Below are 25,370 nucleotides of genomic sequence, written 5' to 3'. Positions count from 1 at the left end.
GCCTTCTTTCAGGGGCGCGGGGCTGTGTTCAATATGCGGCTCCGCCGCGTGGGCGCGAACGGCCCCCACCGGCCATCAGCCGAAACGCAACGATCAGAACCCCGGGCCGCCGACCTTGTCTCCCGCAGCCGCAAGGCGCCCCCACAACAGGTCCGCCAGACTCCGCACCAACTCCGCACGAGAACAAGGCCGTTCCCCCAGCCACCAGTCCCCGGCGGCGTGCATCATGCCGACGATCCCATGCCCCCAAACCCGCGCCAGCTGCTGCCCGCCCGGTCCGAGATCCAGCCGGTCCTCGATGACCTGCGCCAGTTCCTCACCCATCCGCCGCAACAACGGCGCACTGTGCTTGCCGACATCGAACCCCTGATCCCCCAGCTGGCTCCCCTCCGCCGGGTGCATCAGGAACCGGTACACCTGGGGCCGCAACTCGATCGCCGTGAGATACGTATCCAACGTCGCCTCGACCCGCTCCCGCCGGTCCGCCGGCGCGTCGAGCGCCGCTCGCAGGGAGTCCAGCAACGCGTCCGTGTGCCGCTTGGCAAGGGCCGCGTAAAGTCCGCCCTTGTCGCCGAAGTGGCGATACAGAATCGGCTTGGTGATGCCGGCCTCAGCGGCGATCGCGTTCATCGAGGCCTGCGGGCCGTCGCGCAGCACCACCCGGTCGGCGGCCTCCAGCAGCTCACGCCGCCGGCGGTCGGCGGACCGTTGCTGATCCGTCCGCTGCGTGGTGTCCATGTGCTCTCCCCACCCGTGCTGATTCGATGACGCCAGCGCAAACTAACACCCGAGCATGCACCGCACATCGAACGGGTGCCGACCGGTCGGTAGGAGTTGACTTCGACTACCGACCGGTAACAGGATGGTGTTACCGCAAGTAACATGCACGTGTGCCGCCGCTGGAGGGGACGACATGGCCGAGTTCACCATGGAGCTCAACGACGAACAGAAGGAGGTCCGGGACTGGCTGCACGGCTTCGCCGCCGACGTGATCCGCCCCGCGGCCGCCGAATGGGACGAGCGTGAGGAGACTCCCTGGCCGGTCATCCAGGAGGCCGCCAAGGTCGGCATCTACTCCCTGGACTTCTACGCCCAGCAGTACTTCGACCCCACCGGCCTCGGCATACCGATGGCGATGGAGGAGCTCTTCTGGGGCGACGCGGGCATCGCCCTGTCCATCGTCGGCACCGGCCTCGCCGCCGTCGGCGTCCTCGCCAACGGCACCGAGGAGCAGATCGGCACCTGGATCCCCCAGATGTACGGCGATGCCAACGATGTGAAGGTCGCCGCCTTCTGCTCCTCCGAGCCCGACGCGGGTTCCGACGTGGCCTCCATGCGCACGCGGGCCGCGTACGACGAGGCCAAGGACGAATGGGTGCTCAACGGCACCAAGACCTGGGCGACCAACGGCGGTATCGCCAACGTCCATGTCGTGGTCGCGGTGGTCGACCCCGAGCTCGGCTCCAAGGGGCACGCCTCCTTCATCGTCCCGGCGGGCACCCCCGGTCTGGCCCAGGGGCAGAAGTTCAAGAAGCACGGCATCCGCGCCTCGCACACCGCCGAGGTCGTCCTGGACAACGTGCGCGTTCCCGGCTCCTGCCTGCTCGGCGGCAAGGAGAAGCTGGACGAGCGGCTCGCCCGTGCCCGGGAGAAGGCCAAGCAGGGCGGGGAGCGCGTGAAGAACGCGGCGATGGCCACGTTCGAGGCTTCGCGACCGGCCGTCGGCGCCATGGCGGTCGGTACCGCCCGGGCCGCGTACGAGGTCGCGCTGGACTACGCGAAGACCCGTGAGCAGTTCGGCCGCCCGATCATCGACAACCAGGGTGTCGCCTTCCAGATCGCCGACATGCGCACGTCCATCGACGCGGCCCGGCTCCTCGTCTGGCGTGCCTCCTGGATGGCGGTCAACGGCAAGCCGTTCACCGCCGCCGAGGGCTCGATGTCCAAGCTGTTCGCGAGCGAGACGGCCAAGAAGGTCACCGGCCAGGCGATCCAGATCCTGGGCGGCAACGGCTACACCAGGGAGTACCCGGTGGAGCGGATGCACCGGGATGCCGCGATCTACACGATCTTCGAGGGGACGAGCGAGATCCAGCGACTGGTCATCGCCCGGACCCTGGCCGGCACTCCCATCCGCTAACCATGTCTGAGCGGCGTCAGCTGCTCGATGTCGTACCTCGCCCGTAGCTCCTGGATCGCCGCATGATCGGGCGGGCCCCCGCTGCCGAGGATCTCCAGCAGTTCCTCGAAGTACCGCTCGTGATCCGGCGGCGGGCTCGCCTGGAAGAACATCTTGGCGGGCTCGCCGGTCGGGTTGGCGAAGGCGTGCGGGCAGCCCGGGGGGACGACGATCACCGTTCCCGGCGTCGCGCGCACCACCCGGCTGCCCGAAGTGGACTCCCACTTCTGCCAGTTGTCGGGGGTGCGGATCCGCGGCTCGAAGGCGAGGACGTCCAGCTCGCCTTCGAGCACGTAGAACAACTCCTCGCTGCGGGTGTGCACATGGGCGCCGACGTCGAAGCCCGGCGGCACGACCACCTCGAAGGTGGAGGCCATCCGTGAGTGCGAGCCGGTCACCTTGAAGGTGACGTGCTGGGCAGGGGCCTGTACCACCCGGCCGTGGCCGGGCGGTACGAGCAGTCCTTCCGTCGCCGTCATCGCCCGCTCACCACGTCACGGGCAGGGCCTCGGGCCCGCGGATCAGCGCGCCCTTCCTGAAGGGCACCTCCTCGGCGGGTACGGCGAGCCGCAGGCCCGGAACGCCGTCGAGGAGCGCGTCGACCAGGAGCTCCGACTCCAGCCGGGCCAGCATGCCGCCCGGGCAGTAGTGCGGGCCGAACCCGAAGGACACATGGGGGTTGGGGCTGCGCAGGAAGTCGATCGTCTCCGGGTCAGGGAAGACGTCGGGGTCGCGGTTCGCGGCCAGGTACGACACATAGATCGCGTCGCCCGCCCGGATCCGCACGCCCTTGATCTCCACGTCCTCCAGGGCGATCCGCGACAGGCCGACCGCGTTGCGGTGGGGGATCCAGCGCAGCAGTTCGTCGATGGCCCCGGGGCGGATCCCCGGCTCGGCGCGCAGCCGGTCGGCCAGGTCGGGCCGGGTCAGCAGGACGTAGAACATCTGGCCGCTGTTGTTGGTGACCGCCTCGCCGCCGATCTGGAGGAGCACCGCGAGTCCCACCCCTTCCTCCAGGGTGATCTCGCCACGGCCCAGGGCGGCGCCGAGCAGGGACGCGACGTCCTCGCCCGTGCTGCCCTCGCGCACGCCGATCAGATCGGCGAAGTAGGAGCTCATCTCCTGCTTGGCCTTCTCACTGACCTCGGCGCCGTGCGAGGAGGACAGGATCAGCTGGGTCCAGCGGTGCATGTCCTGCCGGTCGGCGGCCGGGACGCCCATCAGCTCGCAGATGACCGCGATGGGGAACGGGCTGAGCACGGCCTGAGTGAGGTCGGCGGGCGGGCCGTCCTGAAGCATCTCGTCGATCAGTTCCGCCAGCATGCGGCGGGACCGCTCGCGCACCCGCTCCACCCCGCGTGCCGTGAACGCCGCGGCGACACTGCGGCGCAGCCGGGTGTGGTCCGGCGGGTCCAGGAAGCCGACCGCGCCACGGGCCGGGATGAAGTGCGGTGCGAGCCGGGTGACCTGCCGGTCCATGACGGCCTCGCGGCTGAAGCGCGGGTCGTTGGTCACCATCCGGGTGTCGTCGTAGCGGGTGACCAGCCAGGCCCAGCCCTCGCCGTTGGGCAGCTTGATGCGGGTGACCGGGCCCTCGTCCATCAGCTCCCGCAGGACCGGGTCGAAGTCCGCGCCGGACAGATCGAGCGCGGGCCAGTCCCGGACCGGGGGCAGCGTTTCCGTGATCGTCTCTTCGCTCATGTCACATCGTCTCGTCCGCGCGGTGCCAGCGGCCCACGGTCATCTCGGCGGTGATGCCGGGTCCGAACCCGGCGAGCAGCCCGCGTGCCCGGTGCTGGGCGCCGCCCTCCTCGAACAGCCGGCGCAGTGCGTCCAGGACGACGCCACTGGCGATGTTGCCGTACTCGGTGAGCGTGGCCCGGCTGAAGCGGAAGGCGTGCGGGTCGACCTTCAGGAAGGTGCTGAGGTCGTCGAGTATTCGAGGCCCGCCCGCGTGGACTATGTAGAAGTCCAGGTCGGAGGCGTCCCAGCCATGGTCTCCCGCCAGCTCCTTCAGCGCCGGGGCAAGCGGCTCCATCGTGGCAGGCACCCGCTTGTCCAGCAGGAAGTGGAAGCCGGTGGCCCGTACGTCGTACATGATCCACTCTTCGGTCTTCGGGATCAGGTACGAGCCGTTGCGCTCCAGGCTGACGCCCTCGCCGCCCCGGCCGCGGACCACGGCGGCGGCGATACCGTCACCGAACAGGCCGTTGGACAGCAGCGAGCCGACCCCGATGTCGGTGGGCTGATAGCACAGCGAGCAGAACTCGCAGGCCACGATCAGCGCGTTGGCCTCGGGGTAGGCAGTGCAGAAGTCGTGGGCCCGGTTGATCGCCGCACCGCCGGCCGCGCAGCCCAGCTGGGCTATGGGCAGTTGCCGGGTGGTCGGGTCGAAGCCCATCTCGTTGATCAGCCAGGCCGTGAGCGAGGGCATCATGAAACCCGTGCACGACACGTAGATGATCACGTCCACGTCGGTGGTGAGCAGCTCGGCGTGGTCGAGCGCCTCCTGGATGACCGAGGGCACCCGTGCCTTCGCCTCGGCCTCGTAGAGCTTGTTGCGGTCCTCGAACCCCGGGTGTTTCAGGGTCTCCTCGATGGGCTGGACGATGTGCCGCGTGCGTACGCCGGTGTTCTCGATCAGCCGGAGGGCCAGCGGCAGTTGGGGGTGATCGGCGTGGCGCTCCCGCGCCAGCTCAAGCGTCTCCTCCATCGTGATCACGTGCTCTGGAACGGACACCGAGGGTCTGCACAAAGTCGCCATGAACCGTGCCTGCTTTCGCCTCCCGGAAGGCCTTTCGCCTCCCGGTCAGAAGGTGGTTCACCTCAGAGGGTGGTCCATCCACGATCACCCGGTGGGACGCCGACTTCGCGTCGGACTGCTCCATATCGGGGACCCCGTGCCAGGCTCGGGGCAGACCTGTCCCGAGACATTCACCGACGGAGGACGCGATGACGCGCACGGCCCGGGACCTGCTGCGGAAGACCACCACCCGACTCGCCCCGGACCCGCGGTCCAACCCGTTGGTCCCCCGGATCGCCCACGGCACGGCATCCCGGACCGCTCTCGCCGCCCTGGCCCTGGAACAGTCCTGGGTGATCCCCGCGGACCGCCGCGCGTTCCTCCATCTGGCCGAGCGTTCCCTCGTCACCACCCCCGAGGCCGCGGCCTTCTTCCGGAGCCTCGTGGAGGGCGAGGCACTGGCGGAAGAGCTGCTGCCCTCACTCGCGCAGGCGTGCGGCGTGGACGACGCGACGACGGCGTCGTACGAACCGATCGCCGGCTGCCAGGCCTACCCCGCGTACGTCGCCTGGCTCTCCCTGAACGGCTCACCCGCGGACGTCGTCCTGGCCCTGACGGCCAACTTCTCGGCATGGAGCGGCTATTGCGCGACGATCGCCAAGGCCCTACGAGCCCACTACGCCTTCACGGAAGAGGCCTGCGCCTTCTTCGACTTCTTCGCGGACCCGGCCCCTGAGCTGAACGAGAGGGCCGTGGCGGCGGTACAGGCGGACCTGGACACCGGGAACCTGGACGAGCCCCGAGCACACCGATACGGCCGTCTGCTTCAGGCTTACGAGGCCATGTTCTGGAACGCGTTGAGTGCGATTCCTTAGGGGCGCGGGGCTGTATCGATATGCGGCTCCGCCGCGTGGGCGCGATCAGCCCCCACGCACCCGCACCCGCAGCCGCTCAGCTCAGGTCGCACCCCCACTGCTGTGCGCGATGCAAGCCACATCGATCCGGTCGGCCAACTTCGCCAGCTCGATCGTCAACGCCGCGACCGTGTCCTCGTCCAGCCCCGACTCCCCGGCCTCCACCAACCGCACCCACCGACCCCCCAGCGTCCGCAACAGCTTGCTGACATCCGCCGCAGCCACCTGCAAGGTCCCGTGGTCGTCGACGATCAACGGCAGAGTCACTTCGCGGTTCACAGACGTGATCGTAGCCCCGCAAGACTCACGCACCGTGCCAAACGGTCGTGATGTTGCAGAACTCCCGGATTCCGTGCCCGGACAGCTCACGGCCGTACCCGGACCGCTTCACCCCGCCGAACGGGAACCCCGGATGGGAGGCCGTCATCCCGTTGAAGAACACACCGCCCGCCTCCAGGTCCCGTACGAACCGGTCCACCTCGGCCTCGTCCCGCGTCCACACGTTCGAACTCAGCCCGAAGGGCGAGTCGTTCGCGATCAGAACGGCCTCGTCGAGGCCTGCCGCCCGGTACAGCGTGGCGACCGGGCCGAACGCCTCCTCCCGGTGGATGCGCATCTCGCGGGTGATGCCGGCGAGGATGGTCGGCGTGTAGTACCAGCCGGGCCCTTCGGGCCGTTCGCCACCGCACAGCACCTGAGCACCCACGCGCACCGCGTCGTCGACCAGTTCCTCCACATCGCGCAGGCCCTGCTCGCTGGAGAGCGGCCCGACGTCGGTGTCCTCGGCCGTGGGGTCGCCGACCTTCAGCGCCCGCATGCCCTCGGCGAAACGCTCGGCGAAGGCGTCGTAGACATCTGTGTGCACGATGAAGCGCTTCGCGGCGATACAGGACTGCCCGGTGTTCTGCACCCGTGCGGTCACCGCGACCTTCGCCGCGCTGTCGATGTCGGCGGAGGGCATGACGACGAACGGGTCGCTGCCGCCCAGCTCCAGTACCGTCTTCTTGACCATCTCGCCGGCGGTGGAAGCCACCGCGCGGCCCGCCGGCTCGCTGCCGGTGAGGGTGGCCGCCCTGACCCGCTCGTCGCGCAGGATCTCGTCGACCGCGCCGGAGCCGATCAGCAGGGTCTGGAAAGCGCCCTCGGTGAAGCCCGCCCGGTGGAACAGGTCCTCCAGGTAGAGGGCGGTCTGCGGGACGTTCGAGGCATGCTTGAGCAGGCCCACGTTCCCCGCCATCAGCGCGGGCGCGGCGAAGCGGATCACCTGCCACAGCGGGAAGTTCCACGGCATCACCGCCAGCACCGGACCCAGTGGCCGATAGCGCACGCGGACGCGTGAGGCACCCGAGTCCTTCACATCGGTGGCGGCGGGTTCCTCGTCGGCGAGCAGCTCCTCGGCGTGCTCGGCGTACCAGCGCATCGCCTTGGCGCACTTCGCTGCCTCGGCCCGGGCCTGCTTGACCGGCTTGCCCATCTCGGTGGTCATCACGCGGGCGATGTCGTTCTGATCCTCTTCGAGGAGGTCGGCGGCCTTGTTCAGCAGCCGGGCGCGCTCGTCGTACGTCGTCGTCCGGTACGTACGGAACGTGGCCTCCGCGAGCTGGAGCCGGCGCTCGATCTCCTCCTGGCCCATGGCCTCGTACGTCTTGAGCGTCTCGCCGTTCGCCGGGTTCACCGTTGCGATGGGCATGGCTGACCTCCCTCGGAGCGGGCTGTGTCTCGACCTTCCCGCGCGGCGGAGGGGACCGCAACGCGGGAGCGTCTCCTCAGGGCGAGTGCTCCGCCAGGCGGTCGAGAAACGCCGCCTGCGCCTTGACGATCACCTCGCGGGCCCGGTCGAGGGCGAACCACGCGACCCGGTCCAGTTCGGGGAAGTCCTGGAGCCGTCCCGACTTCGGCGGCCACTCCATCCGGAACGTGCCGGGCACGATCGTCGCCGGGTCGAGGTCCGCCTCGATCGCCCACACCGTGACGATCTTGCCGCCTGTCTGCCGGACCTCGCCCAGGTCGATGGCCTCGCCGTCGGGCGGGGGCAGCCCCAGTTCCTCCTCGAACTCGCGGCGGGCGGCCGCCCAGGCGGACTCGTCGGGCTCGTACTCGCCCTTGGGGACGGTCCACGCCCCGGCGTCGCGCCGGGCGAAGAACGGGCCGCCCATATGGCCGAGCAGCACCTCGGGGCCGTCGTCGGTGTGGTGGAAGAGCAGCAGGCCCGCGCTGCGCCTCACGGATGCACCTGCGGATGCGCGGCCAGCAGCGTCTCCACCGTGTCGGCGTCCTCCGGGCGCTTGTCCTCCCGGTAGCGGATCACGCGGGCGAAGCGGAGGGTGACGCCGGCCGGATAGCGGGTGGAGCGTTGCAGGCCGTCATAGGCGACCTCGACGACGAGTTCCGGGCGTACGGTCACGACGTAGCCGTTGTCGTCGACGGCGAGCTGCTGGAGCCGTTCGGTCTGCCAGGCCAGCAGGGCGTCGGTCATGCCCTTGAAGGTCTTGCCGAGCATGGCGAGGCCGCCGTCGGCGGTGCGGGCGCCGAGGTGGAGGTTGGAGAGCTTGCCGGTGCGGCGGCCGTGGCCCCACTCGGCGGCCAGCACCACCAGGTCGAGTGTGTGGACCGGTTTGACCTTCAGCCAGGACGCGCCGCGCCGGCCCGCGCTGTAGGAGGCCTCCAGCGCCTTGACGACGACGCCCTCGTGGCCGCGCTTCAGGGTCTCGGCGAGAAACTCCTCCGCCGTGCCCACGTCGTCCGGGCCGGACATCGTCGTGCGCCGCACCCGCATCGGCTCGGGGACCAGCCGGGCCAGCTCCGCGTGCCGCTCGGCGAACGGCAGGTCGAGCAGGTCGCGGCCGTCGACGGACAGCGCGTCGAAGAAGACGGGGGAGACGGGGACCGCGCGGGCGGCCGTCGCCACGTCCGTGCGGGAGCCGACGCGACCGGCGGTCTCCTGGAACGAGCGGGGGCGCCCGCCCTCGTCGAAGGAGATCACCTCCCCGTCCAGGATGAACCGCTCGCCCCGCAACTCCAGCGCGGCGGCCCTCACTTCGGGCAAGCGGTCGGTGATGTCGTCGAGGGTGCGGGTGTAGAGCCGTACCGTGTCGCCGTCCCGGTGCACCTGGACGCGGATGCCGTCCAGCTTCTCCTCGACCGCGCACGCGCCGAGCTTGTCCACCGCCTCGGCCACCGAGGAGGCGCTGTGCGCCAGCATCGGCCAGACCGGGCGGCCGACCGTGAGGCGGAAGCGGTCCAGGGCGGCGGGGCCGTCCGCGAGCAGTGCCTCGGCCACCGCCTGGAGGGAGCCCGCGAGCATCACCGCCCGCCGGACGTCCGCCGGGGGTGCCCCGGTCGCCTGGGCCAGTCCCTCGACCGCGACGGCGTCCAGCGCGCCCTGCCGCACCTCGCCGGTGAGCAGCCCGAGCAGGAACCGCTGCTCGTCCTCGGTGGCCGCGCCCATCAACTCCCCGACCAGCCGGACCCGTTCCGCCTGGGAGCCGGGGCCGGACACCTTGCTCAGCTCCGCGAGCCGCGCGTCCACCTCCCGCACGGTCAGGCCCGGCTCGGCGGCCGGGGCGATTGGGCGGCTGAGCGCCTTCCAGCCCACGCCGATCCGGCCCTGCGGCAGCCGTCCCGCCAGATACGGGATGACGATCGGCACGTCGTCCGCCTCCGCGTCCCGGAACAGCTCCGCGAGCAGCGCCGTCTTCCGGGACCGCGCCGAGGTGGCGGCGACCTCCTGGGACACTCGGGCCAGCCGGTGCAGCAGCATGCAGCCATGGTGCACCGTGGGCGGGGCTCCTACACCCGGGCGGCGGTGCCGAGGTCCGGTCATCGGCAGGTCGCCGATGACAGCGGGGTGGCGCTCCCGCACCCGCACGGAAGCGTCCAGGCTCTCCGGGCGGAGTTCACCGCGCGCCCCGCGGACCTGGTGTCGCGGCCCACCGGGAACTCGCAGGCCGCGTCCGGGTCCGTCACCCGTTGGTCGCCGACAGCCGGCAGCGGCCCGTCTACAGCCCGGCCACCGCGTCCAGGTCCGTCATCAGCAGATCCCCGACGATCGCGGACGCCGCCCGGTAGCCGCCGCTCGCCGCGTGCACGACCTGCTCGGCGAAGCCGATCGCGTTACCCGCGGCCCACACGCCCGGCACGGTCGTCAGACCGGTCGGGTCGATGACCGGGTACGCGCCGAAGGGCGTCTCCTGCAGCTCGGCGCCGAGCTGTTCCAGCAGGCCGGTCCGCGGGACGGCGTGCGGGGCGACGAACAGCACGGAGCGGGCGTGCGTCGTACCGTCGGCGAGCCGGACGCCGGTGAGCCGGTCGTCCTCGACCACCAGCCCCGCGACCTCGCCGGGCACCACGTCGACCCCGGCCGCGGCGAGCCGGCGCAGATCCTCGTCGGACAGCTCCTCCTCGGCGACCGTGTGCAGGAAGAACCGCACGTCCTTCGACCACTGGGAGACCATCAGAGCCTGGTGCACGCTCTTGGCGGCCGTGCCGAGCACGCCGAACGGCTGGTCGCGCACCTCCCAGCCGTGACAGAACGGGCAGTGCAGCACGTCCCGGCCGAACCGCTCGGCCAGCCCGGGGACCGCCGGCAGCTCGTCCTTCAGCCCGGTCGCGACGACCAGCCGCCGGGCCCGTACCGTGCGCCCGCCCGCCAGTACGACGGTGAAGTCCTCGCCCCGCTCCACGGCGGCGTCCTCGCCCCGCTCCACCTCCACCACCCGGTCCCGCACGAGCTCCACGCCGTAGCGCGCGATCTCCTCCCGGCCGATCGCGAGGAACTCGGCGGGCGGCATGCCGTCGCGTGTCAGGAAGCCCTGCATGTGCGCGGCGGGCGCGTTGCGCGGCTCGCCCGCGTCGACGACCAGCGTGCGCTGCCGGGCCCGGCCCAGCACCAGTGCCGCCGACAGGCCCGCGGCGCCGCCGCCGACGACCACGACTGCGTACTTCTCGGTGTACGTCTCGGTGTACGTCTCGGTCATGTGACCACCTCCACTGCCGAGCGTGGCCGCGGGCCCGCGGGATTGACAAACATGTTTGCCGAACCTGCAATACGACCATGACCACGGACGAGGTACTCGCGGGCGTCGGCCCCCGGCTGCGGCAGATGCGCAAAGAGCGGGAGGTGACCCTGGCGGCGCTCTCCGAGACCACCGGCATCTCCGTCAGCACCCTGTCGCGGCTGGAGTCCGGACTGCGTAAACCCAGTCTGGAACTGCTGCTGCCGATCGCGCGCGCCCATCAGGTGGCGCTGGACGAGCTGGTCGGTGCCCCGCCCACGGGTGACCCGCGCGTGCGGGCGAAGCCGATCGTGATGGGCGGCCGTACCCACTGGCCGCTCACCCGCCAGCCCGGCGGCCTCCAGGCCTACAAGGTGCTGGAGCCGAAGCGCAGGCAGGAGCCGGATCCGCGCACGCACGAGGGCTACGAGTGGCTGTACGTACTGTCCGGGAAGCTGCGCATCGTGCTGGGCGAGCACGACGTGGTGCTCACGGCGGGGGAGGCCGCCGAGTTCGACACGCGGGTGCCGCACTGGTTCGGGTCGACGGGGGAGGGGCCCGTGGAGTTCCTCAGCCTGTTCGGACCGCAGGGGGAGCGGATGCATGTGCGGGCGCGGCCCAGGAAGTCATGACCCGATGACTGTTCCCTGATCGTCAAGCGACCGCTTAGTATGCGAACCGACCCCGGTCAGACGACGCAGTCGACGCAGTCCCGTGGAGGCCCCGCATGCAGGCATGGCAAGTGCACGAGAACGGTGAGCCGGGCGAGGTGTTGCGCCTGGCGGACGTGGCGCGGCCGGTGCCCGGCGACGGCCAGGTCCTGCTGAAGGTGCGCGCCGCGAACATCAACTTCCCGGACGCCCTGCTGTGCCGGGGCCAGTACCAGGTCAGGCCGCCGCTGCCGTTCACCCCGGGCGTGGAGATCTGCGGTGAGACCGAGGACGGCCGCCGGGTGATCGCCAACCCGGCGCTGCCGCACGGCGGCTTCGCCGAGTACGCCGTAGCCGATGCCGCCGCCCTGCTGCCCGCGCCGGACGCCCTCGACGACGCGGAAGCCGCGGCCCTGCACATCGGCTACCAGACCGGCTGGTTCGGACTGCACCGCCGGGCCGGTCTGGAGGCCGGGGAGACCCTGCTCGTCCACGCTGCCGCAGGAGGGGTCGGCAGCGCGGCCGTGCAGCTCGGCAAGGCCGCCGGCGCCACCGTCATCGGTGTCGTCGGCGGCCCCGGGAAAGCGGCCGTCGCCCGTGAGCTGGGCTGCGACGTCGTGATCGACCGGCGTGCCGAGGACGTCGTGGCCGCCGTCAAGGAGGCCACCGGCGGCCGGGGCGCCGACGTGGTCTACGACCCGGTCGGCGGCGAGGCCTACGCCCAGTCCGCCAAGGTCGTCGCCTTCGAGGGACGCATCATCGTCGTCGGCTTCGCCGGCGGCACGATCCCCAGCCCGGCCCTGAACCACGCCCTGGTGAAGAACTACTCGATCATGGGCCTGCACTGGGGCCTCTACAACACCAAGAACCCGAAGCTGGTCCAGCACTGCCACGAGCAGCTCACCGAGCTGGCCGCCCGGGGCGCGATCAAGCCGCTGGTGAGCGAGCGCGTCCCGCTCCCGGGAGCGGCCGCCGCCGTGCAGAAGGTCGCGGACGGCCTGACCACCGGACGGATCGCCGTCGTCATGGAGGAGGCAGCAGCATGACCAGCGCGGAGCAGCGCAGTGGGATCAGCGCCGAGGAACTGCGCGGCCGAACACGGGAGTTGCTGGCCGCACACCCGCCGGCCTCGACCGACCGCCTGGACTTCCTCCGGGCCCGTTTCGACGCCGGCCTTGCGTGGGTGCACTACCCGGAGGGCCTCGGCGGAGTCGGTGCTCCCCGTTCACTCCAGGCCGTCGTCGACGCCGAACTGGAGGCCGCCGGGGCGCCCGACAACGACCCGCGGCGGATCGGTATCGGCCTCGGGATGGCCGCGCCGACGATCCTCAAGTACGGCACCGAGGAGCAGAAGCAGCGGTTCCTCAGGCCCCTCTGGGTGGGCGAGGAGGTCTGGTGCCAGCTGTTCAGCGAGCCGGGCGCCGGGTCCGACCTCGCCGCGCTCGGCACCCGTGCCGTCCGGGAGGGCGACGGCTGGGTGATCAACGGGCAGAAGGTCTGGACGTCCAGCGCCCATGTGGCCCGCTGGGCGATCCTCATCGCCCGCACCGACCCGGACGTGCCCAAGCACCGGGGCATCACCTACTTCGTCTGCGACATGACCGACCCGGGCGTCGAGGTGCGGCCGCTGCGGCAGGTCACCGGCGAGGCCGAGTTCAACGAGGTGTTCCTCACCGACGTCCGGATCCCGGACGCGCGCCGCCTCGGCGAGGTCGGCGACGGCTGGCGGGTCGCTCAGACCACGCTCAACAACGAACGTGTCGCCATCGGCGGCATGCGGCTGCCGCGCGAGGGCGGCATGATCGGCCCGGTCTCCCAGACCTGGCGCGAGCGGCCCGAGCTGCGCACCCACGACCTGCACCAGCGGCTGCTGAAGCTCTGGGTCGAGGCCGAGGTCGCCCGGCTCACCAGCGAACGGCTGCGCCAGCAGCTCGTCGTGGGCCAGCCCGGTCCCGAAGGCGCCGGTATGAAGCTCGCCTTCGCCCGCCTCAACCAGGAGATCAGCGGCCTGGACGTGGAACTCCTCGGCGAGGAGGGCCTGTTGTACGACGACTGGACCATGCGCCGCCCGGAACTGGTCGATTTCACCGGCCGCGAGGCCGGTTACCGCTATCTGCGCTCCAAGGGCAACAGCATCGAGGGCGGGACCACCGAGGTCCTGCTGAACATCGTCGCCGAGCGCGTCCTCGGCCTGCCCGCCGAACCGCGCACCGACAAGGACGTCGCCTGGAAGGACCTGGCCCGATGACGGATCTTCTCTACTCCGAGGAGGAAGAGGCGCTGCGGGCCGCCGTACGGGACCTGCTCGCCGACCACTGCGACGCGCCCGGCGTGATCGCCCGCACCGAGTCGGACACCCCTCACCACCGTGAGGCGTGGAAGGCGCTCGCCGACGGCATGGGCCTCGCGGGGCTCCTGGTGCCCGAGGCGAAGGGCGGCCAGGGCGCCACGCACCGCGAAGCCGCCGTCGTCCTGGAGGAGCTGGGCCGCGCGGTCGCCCCCGTGCCCTACCTGACCAGCGCCGTCGTCGCCACCGAGGCACTGCTCGCCTGCGACGCCGACGACCTGCTCGCCGACCTGGCGTCCGGGCGGCGGATCGGCGCCCTCGCGGTCTCCCTCAGCGTCGCACCGGGCACCGCCTACAAGGTCGTCCGGCACGAGAACGGGCATCTGCACGGCGAACTGACCGGCATCGCGGACGCGGCCGTGGCGGACGTCCTGCTGGTGCCCGCCGACGACGGTGTCCTGTACGCGGTCGACGTCACGGCGGCAACCGTCACGCCCCAGGTGTCCCTGGACCTGACCCGGCCGCTGGCGACCGTCACGTTCGACGGGGCACCGGGCCGTCTGCTGGGCGACGCCGAGCCCGCCGTACGCCGGGCGCTGACCGCCGGAGCCGGACTGCTCGCCTCCGAACAGTTCGGGCTCGCCGACTGGGCGCTGACGGAGACCGTCCGCTATCTGAAGGAACGCAAGCAGTTCAACCGGCCCGTCGGCGGCTTCCAGGCGCTCAAGCACCGGCTGGCCCAGCTCTGGCTGGAGGTCGTCAACCTCCGCGCGGCCGCCCGCAACGCCGCCGACGCGCTGGCGAGGGGCGAGGACGCCGAGGTGGCCGTCACCGTCGCCCAGGCCTTCGCGGCACCCGTGGCCGTGCACGCCGCCGAGGAGGCGGTGCAACTGCACGGCGGCATCGGCATGACGTGGGAGCACCCGGCGCACCTGTACCTGAAGCGCGCCAAGGCCGACTCGATCGCCTACGGCACGGCGGGCGCCCACCGCGAGGCCCTGGCCGGACTCGTCGACCTCCCGGCCCCCTGACGTACACCTGGGCGTACCTGGTCGACGCGAGGAAACAGCCCGGGAACCCCCGGAGAAAGCCCGTCCCACCCGGGGCGGGCTTCTTCGTGTGCCCGCTCCGGTGACATGAACGCGGGGCGGCAGTCCGGCCAACTCGGTGCATGATTCTGCCTCTTGGACGGGCGGGGACCCATACTCGCAGGGTTCCCGTCCGGCACTTCCAGGGAGGCAGCGCATGGCCCTCACCACCCGTCGCAGAGTCCTCAGCACCCTTGGCGCCGCATTGGCGGGCTCGGTCGCCCTCCCCGCCCCCCGGGCCGTGGCCGGCGAACGACGGCACCGGTGCCGCCCGTTGTGGCGCGCCCACGCCCACAACGACTACGAGCACCCACGCCCGTTGTCCGACGCCCTCGACCACAGGTTCGGCAGCGTCGAGGCCGACATCTACCTGGTCGGCGACCAGCTCCTCGTCGCCCACGACCCGGGGGACCTCGACCCGTCCCGCACTCTCGAGTCCCTCTACCTCGACCCGCTCGCCGCCCGCGTCCGGGCCAACAAGGGCCGCGTGTACCGGGGGTACCGCGGCTCGCTGCAGCTCCTCGTCGACATCAAGACCGAGGGCTCGTCGACGTACCTCGAGCTCGACCGCCATCTGCGTCGCTACCGGCACCTGTTCACCACGTACGCCCACGGCCGTGTCCTTCCCGGCCCGGTCACCGCCGTGATCTCCGGCGACCGCGCGGCCCGCGCGCCCATGGAGGCCCAGAGCGTCCGGCGCGCCTTCTACGACGGCCGCCTCGCCGACCTCGGCAGCCAGGCGCCGGCCTCCTTGATCCCGCTGATCAGCGACAACTGGACGCTCAACTTCACCTGGCAGGGCGGGGGCGCGTTCCCGGACGCCGAGCGGGAGAAGCTGCGGGGCATCGTCCGGTCAGCGCACGCGCGGGGGCAGAAGGTACGGTTCTGGGCGACCCCGGATCTGGCCGGGCCCGCCCGTGACGCGGTGTGGGACGAACTGCTCGCCGCGGACGTCGACCACCTCAACACCGACGACCTCGCCGGACTGGAGGCGTTCCTGGACGCCCGCCGGGCCGCGTAGGACATCACACGTTCGGCGGACAGGTCAGCCCACCGGACGAACCCTCCGCTACGCCACACTTGCGGCCGAACGCCGTGAATCGGATAGGGCGGCGTGGCGGAGGAGTTGACGATGGCCATTTCCATCTCTGTGGTGCTGCTGCTCGTGATCCTTGCGGTGATCTTCCTGCGCAACGGCGGGCTGAAGGTCTCCCACGCACTGGTCTGCCTGCTGCTCGGCTTCTACCTGGCCAGCACGAGCATCGCCCCCACCATCCACAGCGGCATCACGGCGACGGCGGAGATCGTCAGCAGCCTGAGGCCTTGAGATGACGTCTTGAGGCCGCTAACCCGAGAACACGCCGATGCCGTTCGGGACGGCGCGTTCGGCGCCGCCGCTGGGGTGGTTGCGTACGGACACGGTGCTCGCGCCCGGCTTCCGGGCGACCAGTGTCGACGACCCGCCGCCGTCCAGGCTCAAGGCGTCCTGTGAGCCCAGCCGCCGCATGGTGTCGGCCACTTCGGCGATCGTCAGTCCGCTGCGGTAGGCGGTGCCGCCGTCCAGCGCGAGCAGCAGCATGCGCCGCCCCTCGTCGGCGAGCCCCACGGCCGTACGGACGGCAGACGTCCTGTCGTCCAGACCCGGCAGCGGCCGGCCGCCCGAGAGGACCGGGTAGCCGCCGAGGGCGAGACGGTACGGGACGCCGCTCGTGGCCGCGACGAGACTGTGCTCGATCTCGACCGCTTCGCCGGTGGAGAACTTCCGCAGCCGCTGGGCGCCCGCCTCCCGGCCGACCAGCACGGTCGTCCCCGCGGCGATGGGACCGCCGCCAGGGGTGTCGGCGGCCGATACGACCTTGCCGTCGCGGACCGTCACCTCGTAGGTGTCCGTGCTGCACGGAGCCGCCCGGTCCGTGTCCGTGCCGCAGGTGGCGCGCACCCGGGAGGCGCTGCCCCACTCGGAGGTGAACGCGCCGACGGAACCCACCGGCAGCGCGTACTGGTTGAGCCCGCCGAGCGGCAGCCGCGTCCCGGAGGCGCGGACCGAGCCGTCGAGGGCCAGCCGGTCCAGCCGGGCTCGTCCGTCGGTGCCCACACCGAACACGTCCTCGGTGGTCGTCCCGGGCGGCAGTTCAGGGCCGAACCGCTGCCCGTTCGGCACGGCCGCCTTGAGGGTCCGCCCGGACGTGATCGCCGGGCCCACGCTCGCACCGGTCGCCTCGACGCCCGGGTGCTGCGTCTCGGTGATGTTGAAGAAGTCGCCGTTGACCCCGGCGACGGCCCCCTGGGCGTCGGCCATCCGGGAGACCGGTGCGCGGGACGCCACCGCCCCGGGGTACAGCAGATCGACCTGTACCCGCGGGTTGCCCAGGTCGACCTTCAGCACATGCGCGTGTGTCACACCCTTGGCCGCCTGGATGTCGAAGTGCTCGTAGGTGACGCCCGGCGCGACACGGACGCGCTTCTGGACGGCGTCGGCCTCAGCCGCCCCCGCCGAACCCGCACCGGCCAGTGCGCCCAACACCGTGAGAAACGCCAGAACCGCTCTGCCTGCTCCGCGCCGCTTGTGCCGATCTGTCACCGTACCCCCTGATGCCTCGTCAGAAGTCCTCAGGGAAGTGGACCAGACGTCGGGGCACAGGGGTACGGCTGACTCCCGACTACGCGGAAAAAGTCGGAAAAACACACCCCTCCGGGTGCTTCAGTGCTTCAGCTGCCGTCCGTTCCGGTGGCGTACGGCGTGTAGTGCGCGGGTGTGTGGTCGATCGGCAGGCTGGAACCGGCATCCGAACTGCCCGCCGTCATGGGCAGCCGACTGCGGGATCAGCGGCAGGTGCTTGAGGGCATCGTGTTCAAGTTCCGTACCGGGCTGCCCGCTACGGCTGCGCTGCGGACACCGCTGTTGACGATTCGCCGAGTCGACACAGAGGTGTGGCTCGTCCGGCGCGGAACGTGCCAACGCGGGTCGGGTCAGCCGATGGACGAGATGCCGCCCTCGCGGGCGTCGAGCAGCTCGTCCCAGTGCTCGACCGCCCATTGGCACGCGGCGTCCAGCGGCTCCAGCAGGCTGCGGCCCAGCGGTGTGAGCGCGTACTCCACCCGCAATTTCGGGTCGGCGTGCACCGTGCGTGACGCGAACCCGTTCCGCTCCAAGCCTCGGAGCGACTGAGTGAGCGCCTTTGGGGTGACGCGGCCCAGTGGCACGCGGAGTTCGGAGTATCTGCGCGGGCCGTCTTCCAGGCAGAGGAGGACCATGGAGGCCCATTTGTCACCGAACCGGAAAGGCAACAGCGGGGACGGACACAGCTCGTCGAACAAGTCGGGTGGCAGCGGTGGCCGTGGCGTCATCGAGGGTCTCCCGTGTCCGGTCTTGGTATCCAGATGGTGACCGACCTTCTGGATATCTTCCGGAGCATCGACTCAACGGAAGAAATTCCGACGACGGGCAGGATCGTGGATTTCGGGGCGGGTGGCCGCCCGCCTCACCGATCCGCGCCCGGCCTCCTCTGGCCAGAAGGCAGCCAGCGTGCCGATATGCACCTCATCGGAGTAACGGGCGTCCAGCGAACACCATCATTTCGACCTATAAAGGTAAGGAAGGGCATTATGCGTGCAGCCCGCTTTCACGAATACGGCGGAGCGGAGAGCCTTGTGATCGAGCAGGCCCCCGACCCCCAACCCGGGCTTGGTGAGATCCGTGTCCGCGTCGCGGCGGCCAGTGTCAATCCCATTGACTGGAAGCTGCGCGCCGGCTCCCTGCGTCAGCTGATTCCTCTGGAGCTGCCCGCCGTTCCCGGGCGCGACGCCACCGGCGTGGTCGACGAAGTCGGTGATGGAGTGCAGGGGGTGAGTATCGGCGACCGTGTCTTCGGGCTGGGCGGTGTCAGCGGCTCAACCGCAGAGCTGGTCATCCTCTCGGCCTGGGCCCACGTCCCCGGCACGTGGAACGATGAGCAGGCTGCGGGTGCCGGCCTCGCGTCCGTGACCGCGATGCGTGGCCTGAACGCGCTTGGCTCCCTCGCGGGGCGCACCCTTCTCGTCGAGGGCGCCGCCGGGGGCGTGGGTAGCGCGGCAGTCGAGATCGCTGTGGCACGAGGTGCTGCCGTGATCGGGACAGCCAGCGAACGCAATCACGAGTTCCTCATCTCTCTCGGCGCCGTTCCCACCACCTACGGCCCCGGCCTCGCGCGTCGCCTGTCCGCTCTCGCTCCGAACGGCGTCGACATCGCGCTGGACACCGCGGCCTCCGGATCCCTGGCCGACCTCGTCGCGATCACGGGCGACCCGTCGCACGTTGCGACGGTCGCCGACCATGCAGGCGGGCAGCGCCTGGGCACACATGTGGTCAACGCGGAGAACGACTCCACTCTCCTGTCCGCGGCTGCGGAACTGGGCCGGCAAGGCCGTTACACACCCCGTGTCGAACAGACCTACCCCCTGGAGCGGATCGTCGACGCTCACATGCACGCCGAGCGCGGACGCACGCGCGGAAAGATCGTGATCTCCATCTGAAGCGGGGCCCTGACACTGAAGCGCCAGCCCGCCAAGCGAGTCCGACTCCTGCGCGCCGGCCGCACTGTGGTCCGCGCCGACAACTGTCCCGGCTCGGCCACCCGAATCCGCATCGATCTGGACGGTGACTGCCGGGTCTTGCTCCTGGATGCCCCGTTTTGGTGGGCCGACAGCACCAGCCTCTACGCGCTGCCGATCGGTGTGACCGCTCCCGTCGGCGCGGAGCCACCTACCGGGCGGCGCCCGAGACCGCGCTGCGGATGGTTGTCTGCGATGCGCCGCAGTGTTCCTTCGGAGCAGCGAGCGAGGACAGGCGACTGCCCGCCGGGCCCGATGCGGTGGGCCAGGTCTGCGGCGATCCGCTCGCACAGACCAATCCCGCTGTCAGCGCTTCCAGCAGGAGGGGGACGACGAAGAAGTCGGCGAGTGCGCGGTACACGGCGGTGCGGTCGTCACCCGCGCGCGTCCTGCCGATGGCGACCAGTACGGTCGAAGGCCGGGACGGGCCGGCGGAGGCCAAGTCCGAGACAGACGGTGCGCATCCTCCGACGGTGTCACCAAGGCTCAGCCGCCCGCGACGGCGTCGCGCGGAAGCACCCTGACACGGTGGAAGTTGCATCCGGCGGGCCGCGGCTCGTCGGCGGTGGGCGGGGTCTGATGGGCCTTGAGCGCGATGCTCACCAGACTCAGCAGCAGGTCGACGTCCGCCTCGCAGTCGAGGTGGACCGTCACCCAGGACGATCCGGGAACCAGGTGGATCGCGCTCGAACCGGCGAGGTCGTAGTGGATGCGCTGGATGGCCCGGCGGGTGAGGTGGAGGTCCACGTCCCGTGCCGAGTGGAAGTGGAGGATCTCGTCACGGACGGAACGGAGCGCCTGTCCGGTACCGCAACTCGCCGGGCCCGGCATCAGGTCGGGCCAGGCCTGCAGGCGCTGCATGGCGCGCTGGGCCAGAGTCATGGCCCCATCGTCGCGCGCTTACCGCGCCGCAACCAGAGGTTGAGCGCTTTGTAACCGGGACGTGAGGTGGGGGGAGGGGCCGGGGGAGGGATGACGGGGGAGAGCTGACGGGGGAGGTGCGGCTCGGGCGGCCTCATCTCTGGCGGCGTCTCTGATGAGTCTCATGTAGCGCTTCCAGTCCCAGTGGTGGCCCGGGTCGGTGTGGTCGCTGCCCGGTACCTCGTGGTGGCCGATGATGTGTTCACGGTCCCGGGGGATGCCGTGCCGCGCGCAGATCGCCGCGGTGAGCCGGGCCGATTCCTCGTACGCGACATCGGTGAAGTACGCGGGCTGGTCGACCCAGCCTTCGTGCTCGATGCCGATGCCGCGCTTGTTGTAGTCCCAGTTCCCCGCGTGCCACGCGATGTCGGCCTCGCGCACGCACTGCGCCACATGGCCGTCGGCCGAGCGCACCACGTAGTGCGCGGACACCTGCTTTCTGGGGTTCCGGAAGATGGACAGGGTGCCGGCGAAGGTCGTCTGCGCGACGTGGATGATCACGCGGTCGACGGGATGGCCGCGGGGGCGGTTCGACGCCGTGTAGTTGGCACCGGTCGCCGGGTGCCACTCGGCCGCGGGGTGGTCGGGGGCTTGGGGCCGGGCCGCGGCCCGTGCGCCGGGGAGCAGGACGTACGGGACGGCGGTGAGGGCGGCGCCCACGAGGATGCCTCGCCTGCCGGGGAGCGGTGCTGTCTGGTCCATGACGGGATGCCTTTCGCTTCGACGGATCATCACGTTACGGCGCCTGCCGGACCGTCAGAGGGGAGCGGCGTGATTCGGTGGAAGGGTCGTTGATTGTGGATAACTCGCCTACACCATCGGGTGATTCGGGGCCGGGCGAGGCAGTCCGGAGGACCCCGCCCGGGTTCGTCCGCCCGTCCGTCGCCGGCCGGTGCTCAGGCCCGCTCGGCGACGGCCGCCGGATCGTCCAGCACCGCCCGCACGACCGAGTGCGCGGCCCCCAGCAGCGGTCCCTCCGGGCCCAGCCGTGACACGGACACGGGACAGGCCGGGCCCGCGGTGCGCCGCGCCAGCTCCTCCCGCAGCGAGGGCAGCAGCCAGGGCGCGAGAGCGGACAGCTCCCCGCCCAGCACCACGCTCTCGGGGTCGAGCAGATTGACCGCCCCGGTCAGGGCGACACCGAGCGCGGTGCCCGCGTCGCGCAGGGCACGGCGTACGTGCTCGTCGCCCTCGGCGGCCCGTCCCGCGAGCAGTCCCACGCGGTCCTCGTCCGGCTCCAGGCCCGCCGCACGCAGCACCGCTTCCTCGCCGGCGTACTGCTCCAGGCAGCCGCGCCCGCCGCACGCGCACGCCGGCCCGTCCGGCCGGACCGGCACGTGGCCCAACTCGCCCGCGAAGCCACGGGTTCCGCGCAGCAGTCCGCCGTCCACGACGACGGCCGCACCGATGCCGATCTCCGCCGACACATGCAGGAAGTCGCGTGGTGTGCCGTCCTGGAGCCAGAGTTCGGCGAGCGCTCCGAAGTTGGCCTCGTTGTCCACCGTCAGCGGCAGGTCGGCCGGCAGCAGGGCACCGAGGTCCGTGTCGTGCCAGTCGAGGTTGGGGGCGCGTACGACGGTCCGGGCGTCGCGCGCCACCAGGCCCGGTACGGCCACGGCGAGACCGGCGGGCCACAGACCCTCGCCCTCCGCCTCGGCGACGACCCGGCCGATCAGCTCGGTGAGTTCGGCTGTGACGGGCCCGGGGGAGCGGCCGCGGTTCGCGCCCTGCCGTATCGCCCGCGCCCTGGTCGTGCCACGCAGGTCGACGGCACAGACCGCGAGATGGTCGACGCCGATCTCCGCGCCGATCCCGGCCGGGCCGCGTCCGCTGACGGCGAGCGCGGAGCCGGGGCGGCCCACTCGTCCGGGCCGCTCCGGCCCCAGCTCCTCGATCAGACCCGAGCGGACGAGTTCGTCGACCAGCGTCGACACCGCTGCCCGGGTCAGCCCGATCCGCGAGGCGACGGCGGCCCGGGACAGCGGCCCCTCGGCGCGGACGGTGTGCAGGACCCGGGCGAGGTTGCGGCGGCGCATGCCCTGCTGGGTGTCGGGCAGCGCGCGGCCCGGCCCGGCGGAGTGAGCCTCGTGCGGCGGTGCGGTCATGCCTGACGCCAGTCCTCAGTGGGTGTCGGTGGGCCGCTCCAGCAGCGGGGCCGCGTCGGAGAGTACCCCGGCGATCCTGGCCAGCGTCTCCTCGTCCCTTTCGACGGCGTCGAGCACCGGCCCGGCCGCGGTGTCCCAGCGGCGTGCCACGGCCGCCGCGTCCTCCCCGGTGAGCAGCCCGGCCGCCTGCGCGGCCGCGCCGAGCGCCACCAGCTCCTTGGCCTCGGGCACCTGCACGGGACGCCCCGACAGCCTTCTTACGGTCTGCTGCCAGGCCGTGCCCCGGGCGCCGCCACCGATCAGCAGCAGGGGCGCCGCCGGGTCGGCGTCCTGGTCCAGGACCAGGTCGAGCGCGCCGAGCAGGGAGTGCACGGCACCGTCGTAGGCGGCCTGGAGCAGCTGGCCGCCGGTCGTGTCGTGGCGCAGGCCGTGCAGCAGGCCGGAGGCGTTCGGCAGGTTCGGGGTGCGTTCGCCGTCCAGGTAGGGCAGCAGGGTGACGGCCGTTCCGGGTTCGACGGCCTCGCGGTCCAGACCCAGCAGCGTCGCCACGCGGTCGACGGCGAGCGTGCAGTTCAGGGTGCAGGCCAGCGGCAGCCAGTCACCGCGCGCGTCGGCGAAGCCCGCCACGGTACCGCTCGGATCGGCGGGCCGGTGCCGGGACACCGCGTACACCGTGCCCGAGGTGCCGAGGCTCATCACCGGCACGCCCGGACGCAGCCCGAGGCCCAGCGCCGCCGCCGCGTTGTCGCCGGTCCCGGGCGCGACCAGAGTGCCCTTGGAGAACGGCAGATCGTGGCTGTGCACCGTGCCCGCCACCTCCCCGGGCCGGACCACACGGGGCAGCAGGGCCGGGTCGAGCCCCACGTGCGCCAGGACCTCCTCGTCGTACGACTCCGTCCCGGACGCCCACCAGCCCGTCCCGGAGACGTCGCCGCGGTCGGTCGTGCCCTGCCCGGTGAGCCGCTCGGTGAGGTAGTCGTGGGGGAGGCGCACGGCCTTCGTGGCCCGGACCGCCTCCGGTTCGTGCTCCGCCAGCCAGGCCCACTTCGTGACCGTGAAGGAGGCGGCGGGGACACTCCCGGTGCGCTCGGCCCAGAACTTCGCGCCGCCCAGTTCCTCAGTCAGCCGACGGGCCTGCGGCGCTGAGCGCACGTCGTTCCACAGCAGGGCCGGACGCACCGGCTCGCCCCGGTCGTCCAGGGTGACCAGGCCGTGCTGCTGCCCGCCGACCGACACCGCGGCGGCCTCGTGCGCCGCGTCACCGCACTGGCGCAGGGCCTCGCACAACGCGTCCCACCACTGGCGCGGATCGCTCTCGCGGCCCGCCCCCGAGGAGACGGTGTGCGAGGCCTGGCCGCTCGCCACGACCCGGCCGGTGGCGGCGTCGACCACCAGGGCCTTCGTGGACTGGGTGGACGAGTCCACGCCGACGACGAGCGGACCCTCGGCTGCTGACATCGGGTTTCTCCCTCTGCTCTCGTCCTTCTCCGGTCCTGCTTCTCTCGTTCAGCGACACCTTGTCTCTTCCCAGAGGGGGTTGTCTCTTCCCAGAGAGGTGCTCGCATACTAATTTGTAAATCGCCATGACGAAATAGTCTCAGCGAACGAGGAGCCGCGGCATGAGCTACCAGCCCACCCCCGAGGACAGGTTCACCTTCGGCCTGTGGACCGTCGGCTGGCAGGGACGGGATCCCTTCGGCGACGCCACGCGGCGTGCCCTCGACCCGGTCGAGTCGGTGCAGAGGCTGGCCGAGCTCGGCGCGCACGGCGTCACCTTCCACGACGACGACCTGATCCCGTTCGGCTCGAGCGACACCGAGCGCGAGGCCCACATCAAGCGCTTCCGGCAGGCCCTGGACGCCACGGGCATGAAGGTCCCGATGGCGACCACCAACCTCTTCACGCACCCGGTCTTCAAGGACGGAGCGTTCACCGCCAACGACCGCGACGTGCGCCGCTACGCGCTGCGCAAGACCATCCGCAACATCGACCTCGCCGCCGAGCTCGGCGCCCAGGTGTACGTGGCCTGGGGTGGCAGGGAGGGCGCTGAGTCCGGTGCCGCGAAGGACGTCCGCGCCGCCCTGGACCGGATGAAGGAGGCCTTCGACCTGCTCGGCGAGTACGTCACCTCCCAGGGGTATGACCTGCGCTTCGCGATCGAGCCCAAGCCGAACGAGCCGCGCGGCGACATCCTGCTGCCGACCGTCGGGCACGCCCTGGCGTTCATCGAGCGCCTGGAGCGCCCGGAGCTGTACGGCGTCAACCCCGAGGTCGGGCACGAGCAGATGGCCGGGCTGAACTTCCCGCACGGAATCGCGCAAGCCCTGTGGGCGGGCAAGCTGTTCCACATCGACCTCAACGGCCAGTCCGGCATCAAGTACGACCAGGACCTGCGCTTCGGAGCCGGCGATCTGCGTGCCGCGTTCTGGCTGGTCGACCTGCTGGAGTCGGCCGGCTACACCGGCCCGCGGCACTTCGACTTCAAGCCCCCGCGGACCGAGGACCTCGACGGGGTGTGGGCGTCGGCGGCCGGCTGCATGCGCAACTACCTCATCCTCAAGGACCGCGCCGCGGCCTTCCGCGCGGACCCGGAGGTCCAGGAGGCGCTGCGCGCGGCCCGCCTGGACGAGCTGGCCCAGCCCACCGCCGCGGACGGCCTCCAGGCTCTGCTCGCCGACCGGTCGGCCTTCGAGTCCTTCGACGTCGACGCGGCCGCCGCGCGGGGCATGGCCTTCGAGCACCTGGACCAGCTGGCGATGGACCACCTGCTGGGGGCGCGCGGCTGAGTTCGCGCGCGTGTACGGATGACCGTGTACGGATGACCGTGTGCGCGTGCCTGTGCGCGTGCCTGTGCGTGCGCCGACCGAACCGCCTGGAATGCTACGGAATCATGCGATCC

Annotated in this window: 23 protein-coding genes and 2 pseudogenes; 10 read left to right on the top strand and 15 right to left on the bottom strand. The window is 71.4% G+C overall.

All coding sequences use genetic code 11. The features are described 5' to 3' along the window. Positions 1-93: 93 nt before the first annotated feature. The gene (locus tag ACQEV8_RS06530; RefSeq protein WP_432958118.1) at positions 94-738 is read right to left on the bottom strand and encodes a TetR family transcriptional regulator; all 645 of its coding nucleotides are present in this window, start codon (positions 736-738) and stop codon (positions 94-96) included. A 175-nt stretch (positions 739-913) separates the two neighbouring features. Between ACQEV8_RS06530 and ACQEV8_RS06525 the strand changes: the two genes are divergently transcribed. Then, complete coding sequence (locus tag ACQEV8_RS06525) at positions 914-2,140, top strand: acyl-CoA dehydrogenase family protein (protein ID WP_432958116.1); 1,227 nt, start codon at positions 914-916, stop codon at positions 2,138-2,140. On the opposite strand, the gene ACQEV8_RS06520 is transcribed toward ACQEV8_RS06525, so the two are convergent. From ACQEV8_RS06520 to ACQEV8_RS06510, 3 genes and pseudogenes are all read right to left on the bottom strand, one after another. Next, positions 2,137-2,658 carry a cupin domain-containing protein gene (locus ACQEV8_RS06520; protein WP_432958114.1) on the bottom strand — a complete coding sequence of 174 codons (522 nt, stop codon included), beginning with the start codon at positions 2,656-2,658 and terminating at the stop codon, positions 2,137-2,139. The two genes, ACQEV8_RS06525 and ACQEV8_RS06520, sit on opposite strands and share 4 nt — an antisense overlap. 7 nt (positions 2,659-2,665) lie before the next feature. Continuing rightward, on the bottom strand, positions 2,666-3,880 hold the full coding sequence (locus ACQEV8_RS06515) for a cytochrome P450 (RefSeq protein ID WP_432958113.1): 1,215 nt from the start codon (positions 3,878-3,880) through the stop codon (positions 2,666-2,668). 1 nt (position 3,881) lies between these two features. Continuing rightward, positions 3,882-4,952, bottom strand: a pseudogene (locus tag ACQEV8_RS06510) (type III polyketide synthase); the annotation flags it as partial. A 179-nt stretch (positions 4,953-5,131) separates the two neighbouring features. On the opposite strand from ACQEV8_RS06510, the gene ACQEV8_RS06505 reads away from it, so the two are divergent. Further along, positions 5,132-5,797 (top strand): transcriptional regulator, encoded by a 666-nt coding sequence (locus ACQEV8_RS06505; protein ID WP_432958111.1) that lies wholly within the window; start codon positions 5,132-5,134, stop codon positions 5,795-5,797. A gap of 81 nt (positions 5,798-5,878) precedes the next feature. On the opposite strand, the gene ACQEV8_RS06500 is transcribed toward ACQEV8_RS06505, so the two are convergent. The 5 genes from ACQEV8_RS06500 to ACQEV8_RS06480 form a co-directional block, all read right to left on the bottom strand. Further along, on the bottom strand, positions 5,879-6,115 hold the full coding sequence (locus ACQEV8_RS06500; protein ID WP_215122895.1) for a DUF6213 family protein: 237 nt from the start codon (positions 6,113-6,115) through the stop codon (positions 5,879-5,881). Positions 6,116-6,140: 25 nt separating this feature from the next. Beyond that, the gene (locus ACQEV8_RS06495) at positions 6,141-7,526 is read right to left on the bottom strand and encodes an NADP-dependent succinic semialdehyde dehydrogenase (RefSeq protein WP_432958110.1); all 1,386 of its coding nucleotides are present in this window, start codon (positions 7,524-7,526) and stop codon (positions 6,141-6,143) included. Between the two features lie 76 nt (positions 7,527-7,602). Further along, positions 7,603-8,061 (bottom strand): NUDIX domain-containing protein, encoded by a 459-nt coding sequence (locus ACQEV8_RS06490; RefSeq protein WP_432958108.1) that lies wholly within the window; start codon positions 8,059-8,061, stop codon positions 7,603-7,605. Beyond that, positions 8,058-9,596, bottom strand: a complete 1,539-nt coding sequence (locus ACQEV8_RS06485; protein WP_432958106.1) for an ATP-dependent DNA ligase — start codon at positions 9,594-9,596, stop codon at positions 8,058-8,060. Before ACQEV8_RS06485 ends, ACQEV8_RS06490 begins: the two co-directional genes overlap by 4 nt. A gap of 238 nt (positions 9,597-9,834) precedes the next feature. Further along, positions 9,835-10,812, bottom strand: coding sequence for an NAD(P)/FAD-dependent oxidoreductase (locus tag ACQEV8_RS06480; RefSeq protein ID WP_432958104.1), 978 nt, complete (start codon positions 10,810-10,812; stop codon positions 9,835-9,837). A 77-nt stretch (positions 10,813-10,889) separates the two neighbouring features. Between ACQEV8_RS06480 and ACQEV8_RS06475 the strand changes: the two genes are divergently transcribed. The 6 genes from ACQEV8_RS06475 (at position 10,890) to ACQEV8_RS06450 (ending at position 16,182) form a co-directional block, all read left to right on the top strand. Continuing rightward, positions 10,890-11,462 carry a helix-turn-helix domain-containing protein gene (locus ACQEV8_RS06475; protein ID WP_432958102.1) on the top strand — a complete coding sequence of 191 codons (573 nt, stop codon included), beginning with the start codon at positions 10,890-10,892 and terminating at the stop codon, positions 11,460-11,462. Positions 11,463-11,557: 95 nt separating this feature from the next. Further along, a complete protein-coding gene (locus tag ACQEV8_RS06470; RefSeq protein WP_432958101.1) occupies positions 11,558-12,526 on the top strand; it encodes an NADPH:quinone oxidoreductase family protein in 969 nt (322 codons plus the stop codon). Continuing rightward, a complete protein-coding gene (locus ACQEV8_RS06465; RefSeq protein WP_432958100.1) occupies positions 12,523-13,728 on the top strand; it encodes an acyl-CoA dehydrogenase family protein in 1,206 nt (401 codons plus the stop codon). The genes ACQEV8_RS06470 and ACQEV8_RS06465 overlap by 4 nt, the downstream gene beginning before the upstream one ends. After that, positions 13,725-14,798: an acyl-CoA dehydrogenase family protein gene (locus tag ACQEV8_RS06460; RefSeq protein ID WP_432958099.1), complete on the top strand. Its 1,074-nt coding sequence runs from the start codon at positions 13,725-13,727 to the stop codon at positions 14,796-14,798. The genes ACQEV8_RS06465 and ACQEV8_RS06460 overlap by 4 nt, the downstream gene beginning before the upstream one ends. 214 nt (positions 14,799-15,012) lie before the next feature. Beyond that, positions 15,013-15,876 carry a phosphatidylinositol-specific phospholipase C/glycerophosphodiester phosphodiesterase family protein gene (locus tag ACQEV8_RS06455; RefSeq protein WP_432958098.1) on the top strand — a complete coding sequence of 288 codons (864 nt, stop codon included), beginning with the start codon at positions 15,013-15,015 and terminating at the stop codon, positions 15,874-15,876. A 111-nt stretch (positions 15,877-15,987) separates the two neighbouring features. Continuing rightward, positions 15,988-16,182: a hypothetical protein gene (locus ACQEV8_RS06450; protein ID WP_189724366.1), complete on the top strand. Its 195-nt coding sequence runs from the start codon at positions 15,988-15,990 to the stop codon at positions 16,180-16,182. Positions 16,183-16,200: 18 nt separating this feature from the next. Here the strand turns inward: ACQEV8_RS06450 and ACQEV8_RS06445 are convergent, their stop codons facing one another. Both ACQEV8_RS06445 and ACQEV8_RS06440 read right to left on the bottom strand, forming a co-directional pair. Further along, positions 16,201-17,436 carry a phosphodiester glycosidase family protein gene (locus ACQEV8_RS06445; protein ID WP_432958096.1) on the bottom strand — a complete coding sequence of 412 codons (1,236 nt, stop codon included), beginning with the start codon at positions 17,434-17,436 and terminating at the stop codon, positions 16,201-16,203. Between the two features lie 389 nt (positions 17,437-17,825). Further along, positions 17,826-18,203, bottom strand: a complete 378-nt coding sequence (locus ACQEV8_RS06440) for a winged helix-turn-helix transcriptional regulator (RefSeq protein WP_432958095.1) — start codon at positions 18,201-18,203, stop codon at positions 17,826-17,828. A 258-nt stretch (positions 18,204-18,461) separates the two neighbouring features. On the opposite strand from ACQEV8_RS06440, the gene ACQEV8_RS06435 reads away from it, so the two are divergent. Then, positions 18,462-19,367 carry an NADP-dependent oxidoreductase gene (locus tag ACQEV8_RS06435; RefSeq protein ID WP_432972484.1) on the top strand — a complete coding sequence of 302 codons (906 nt, stop codon included), beginning with the start codon at positions 18,462-18,464 and terminating at the stop codon, positions 19,365-19,367. Positions 19,368-19,931: 564 nt separating this feature from the next. On the opposite strand, the gene ACQEV8_RS06430 is transcribed toward ACQEV8_RS06435, so the two are convergent. From ACQEV8_RS06430 to xylB, 4 genes and pseudogenes are all read right to left on the bottom strand, one after another. Continuing rightward, positions 19,932-20,327, bottom strand: coding sequence for a luciferase family protein (locus ACQEV8_RS06430; RefSeq protein WP_432958093.1), 396 nt, complete (start codon positions 20,325-20,327; stop codon positions 19,932-19,934). Positions 20,328-20,471: 144 nt separating this feature from the next. After that, positions 20,472-21,068: pseudogene (locus ACQEV8_RS06425) on the bottom strand (N-acetylmuramoyl-L-alanine amidase); the annotation flags it as partial. Between the two features lie 194 nt (positions 21,069-21,262). Further along, complete coding sequence (locus ACQEV8_RS06420) at positions 21,263-22,471, bottom strand: ROK family protein (RefSeq protein WP_432958092.1); 1,209 nt, start codon at positions 22,469-22,471, stop codon at positions 21,263-21,265. A gap of 15 nt (positions 22,472-22,486) precedes the next feature. Further along, entirely contained in the window at positions 22,487-23,929 is a 1,443-nt protein-coding gene (gene xylB / locus ACQEV8_RS06415; RefSeq protein ID WP_432958090.1) for a xylulokinase, read from the bottom strand. 161 nt (positions 23,930-24,090) lie between these two features. Between xylB and xylA the strand changes: the two genes are divergently transcribed. After that, positions 24,091-25,257 (top strand): xylose isomerase, encoded by a 1,167-nt coding sequence (gene xylA / locus ACQEV8_RS06410; RefSeq protein WP_432958089.1) that lies wholly within the window; start codon positions 24,091-24,093, stop codon positions 25,255-25,257. The last annotated feature ends 113 nt before the right edge of the window (positions 25,258-25,370 follow it).

Origin of the sequence: Streptomyces sp. CA-179760 (assembly GCF_050937045.1) — a bacterium.
Taxonomy (GTDB): Bacteria; Actinomycetota; Actinomycetes; order Streptomycetales; family Streptomycetaceae; genus Streptomyces.
Note: the sequence above shows the minus strand (reverse complement) of the source record. Positions and strands in the feature narration are given on the sequence as shown.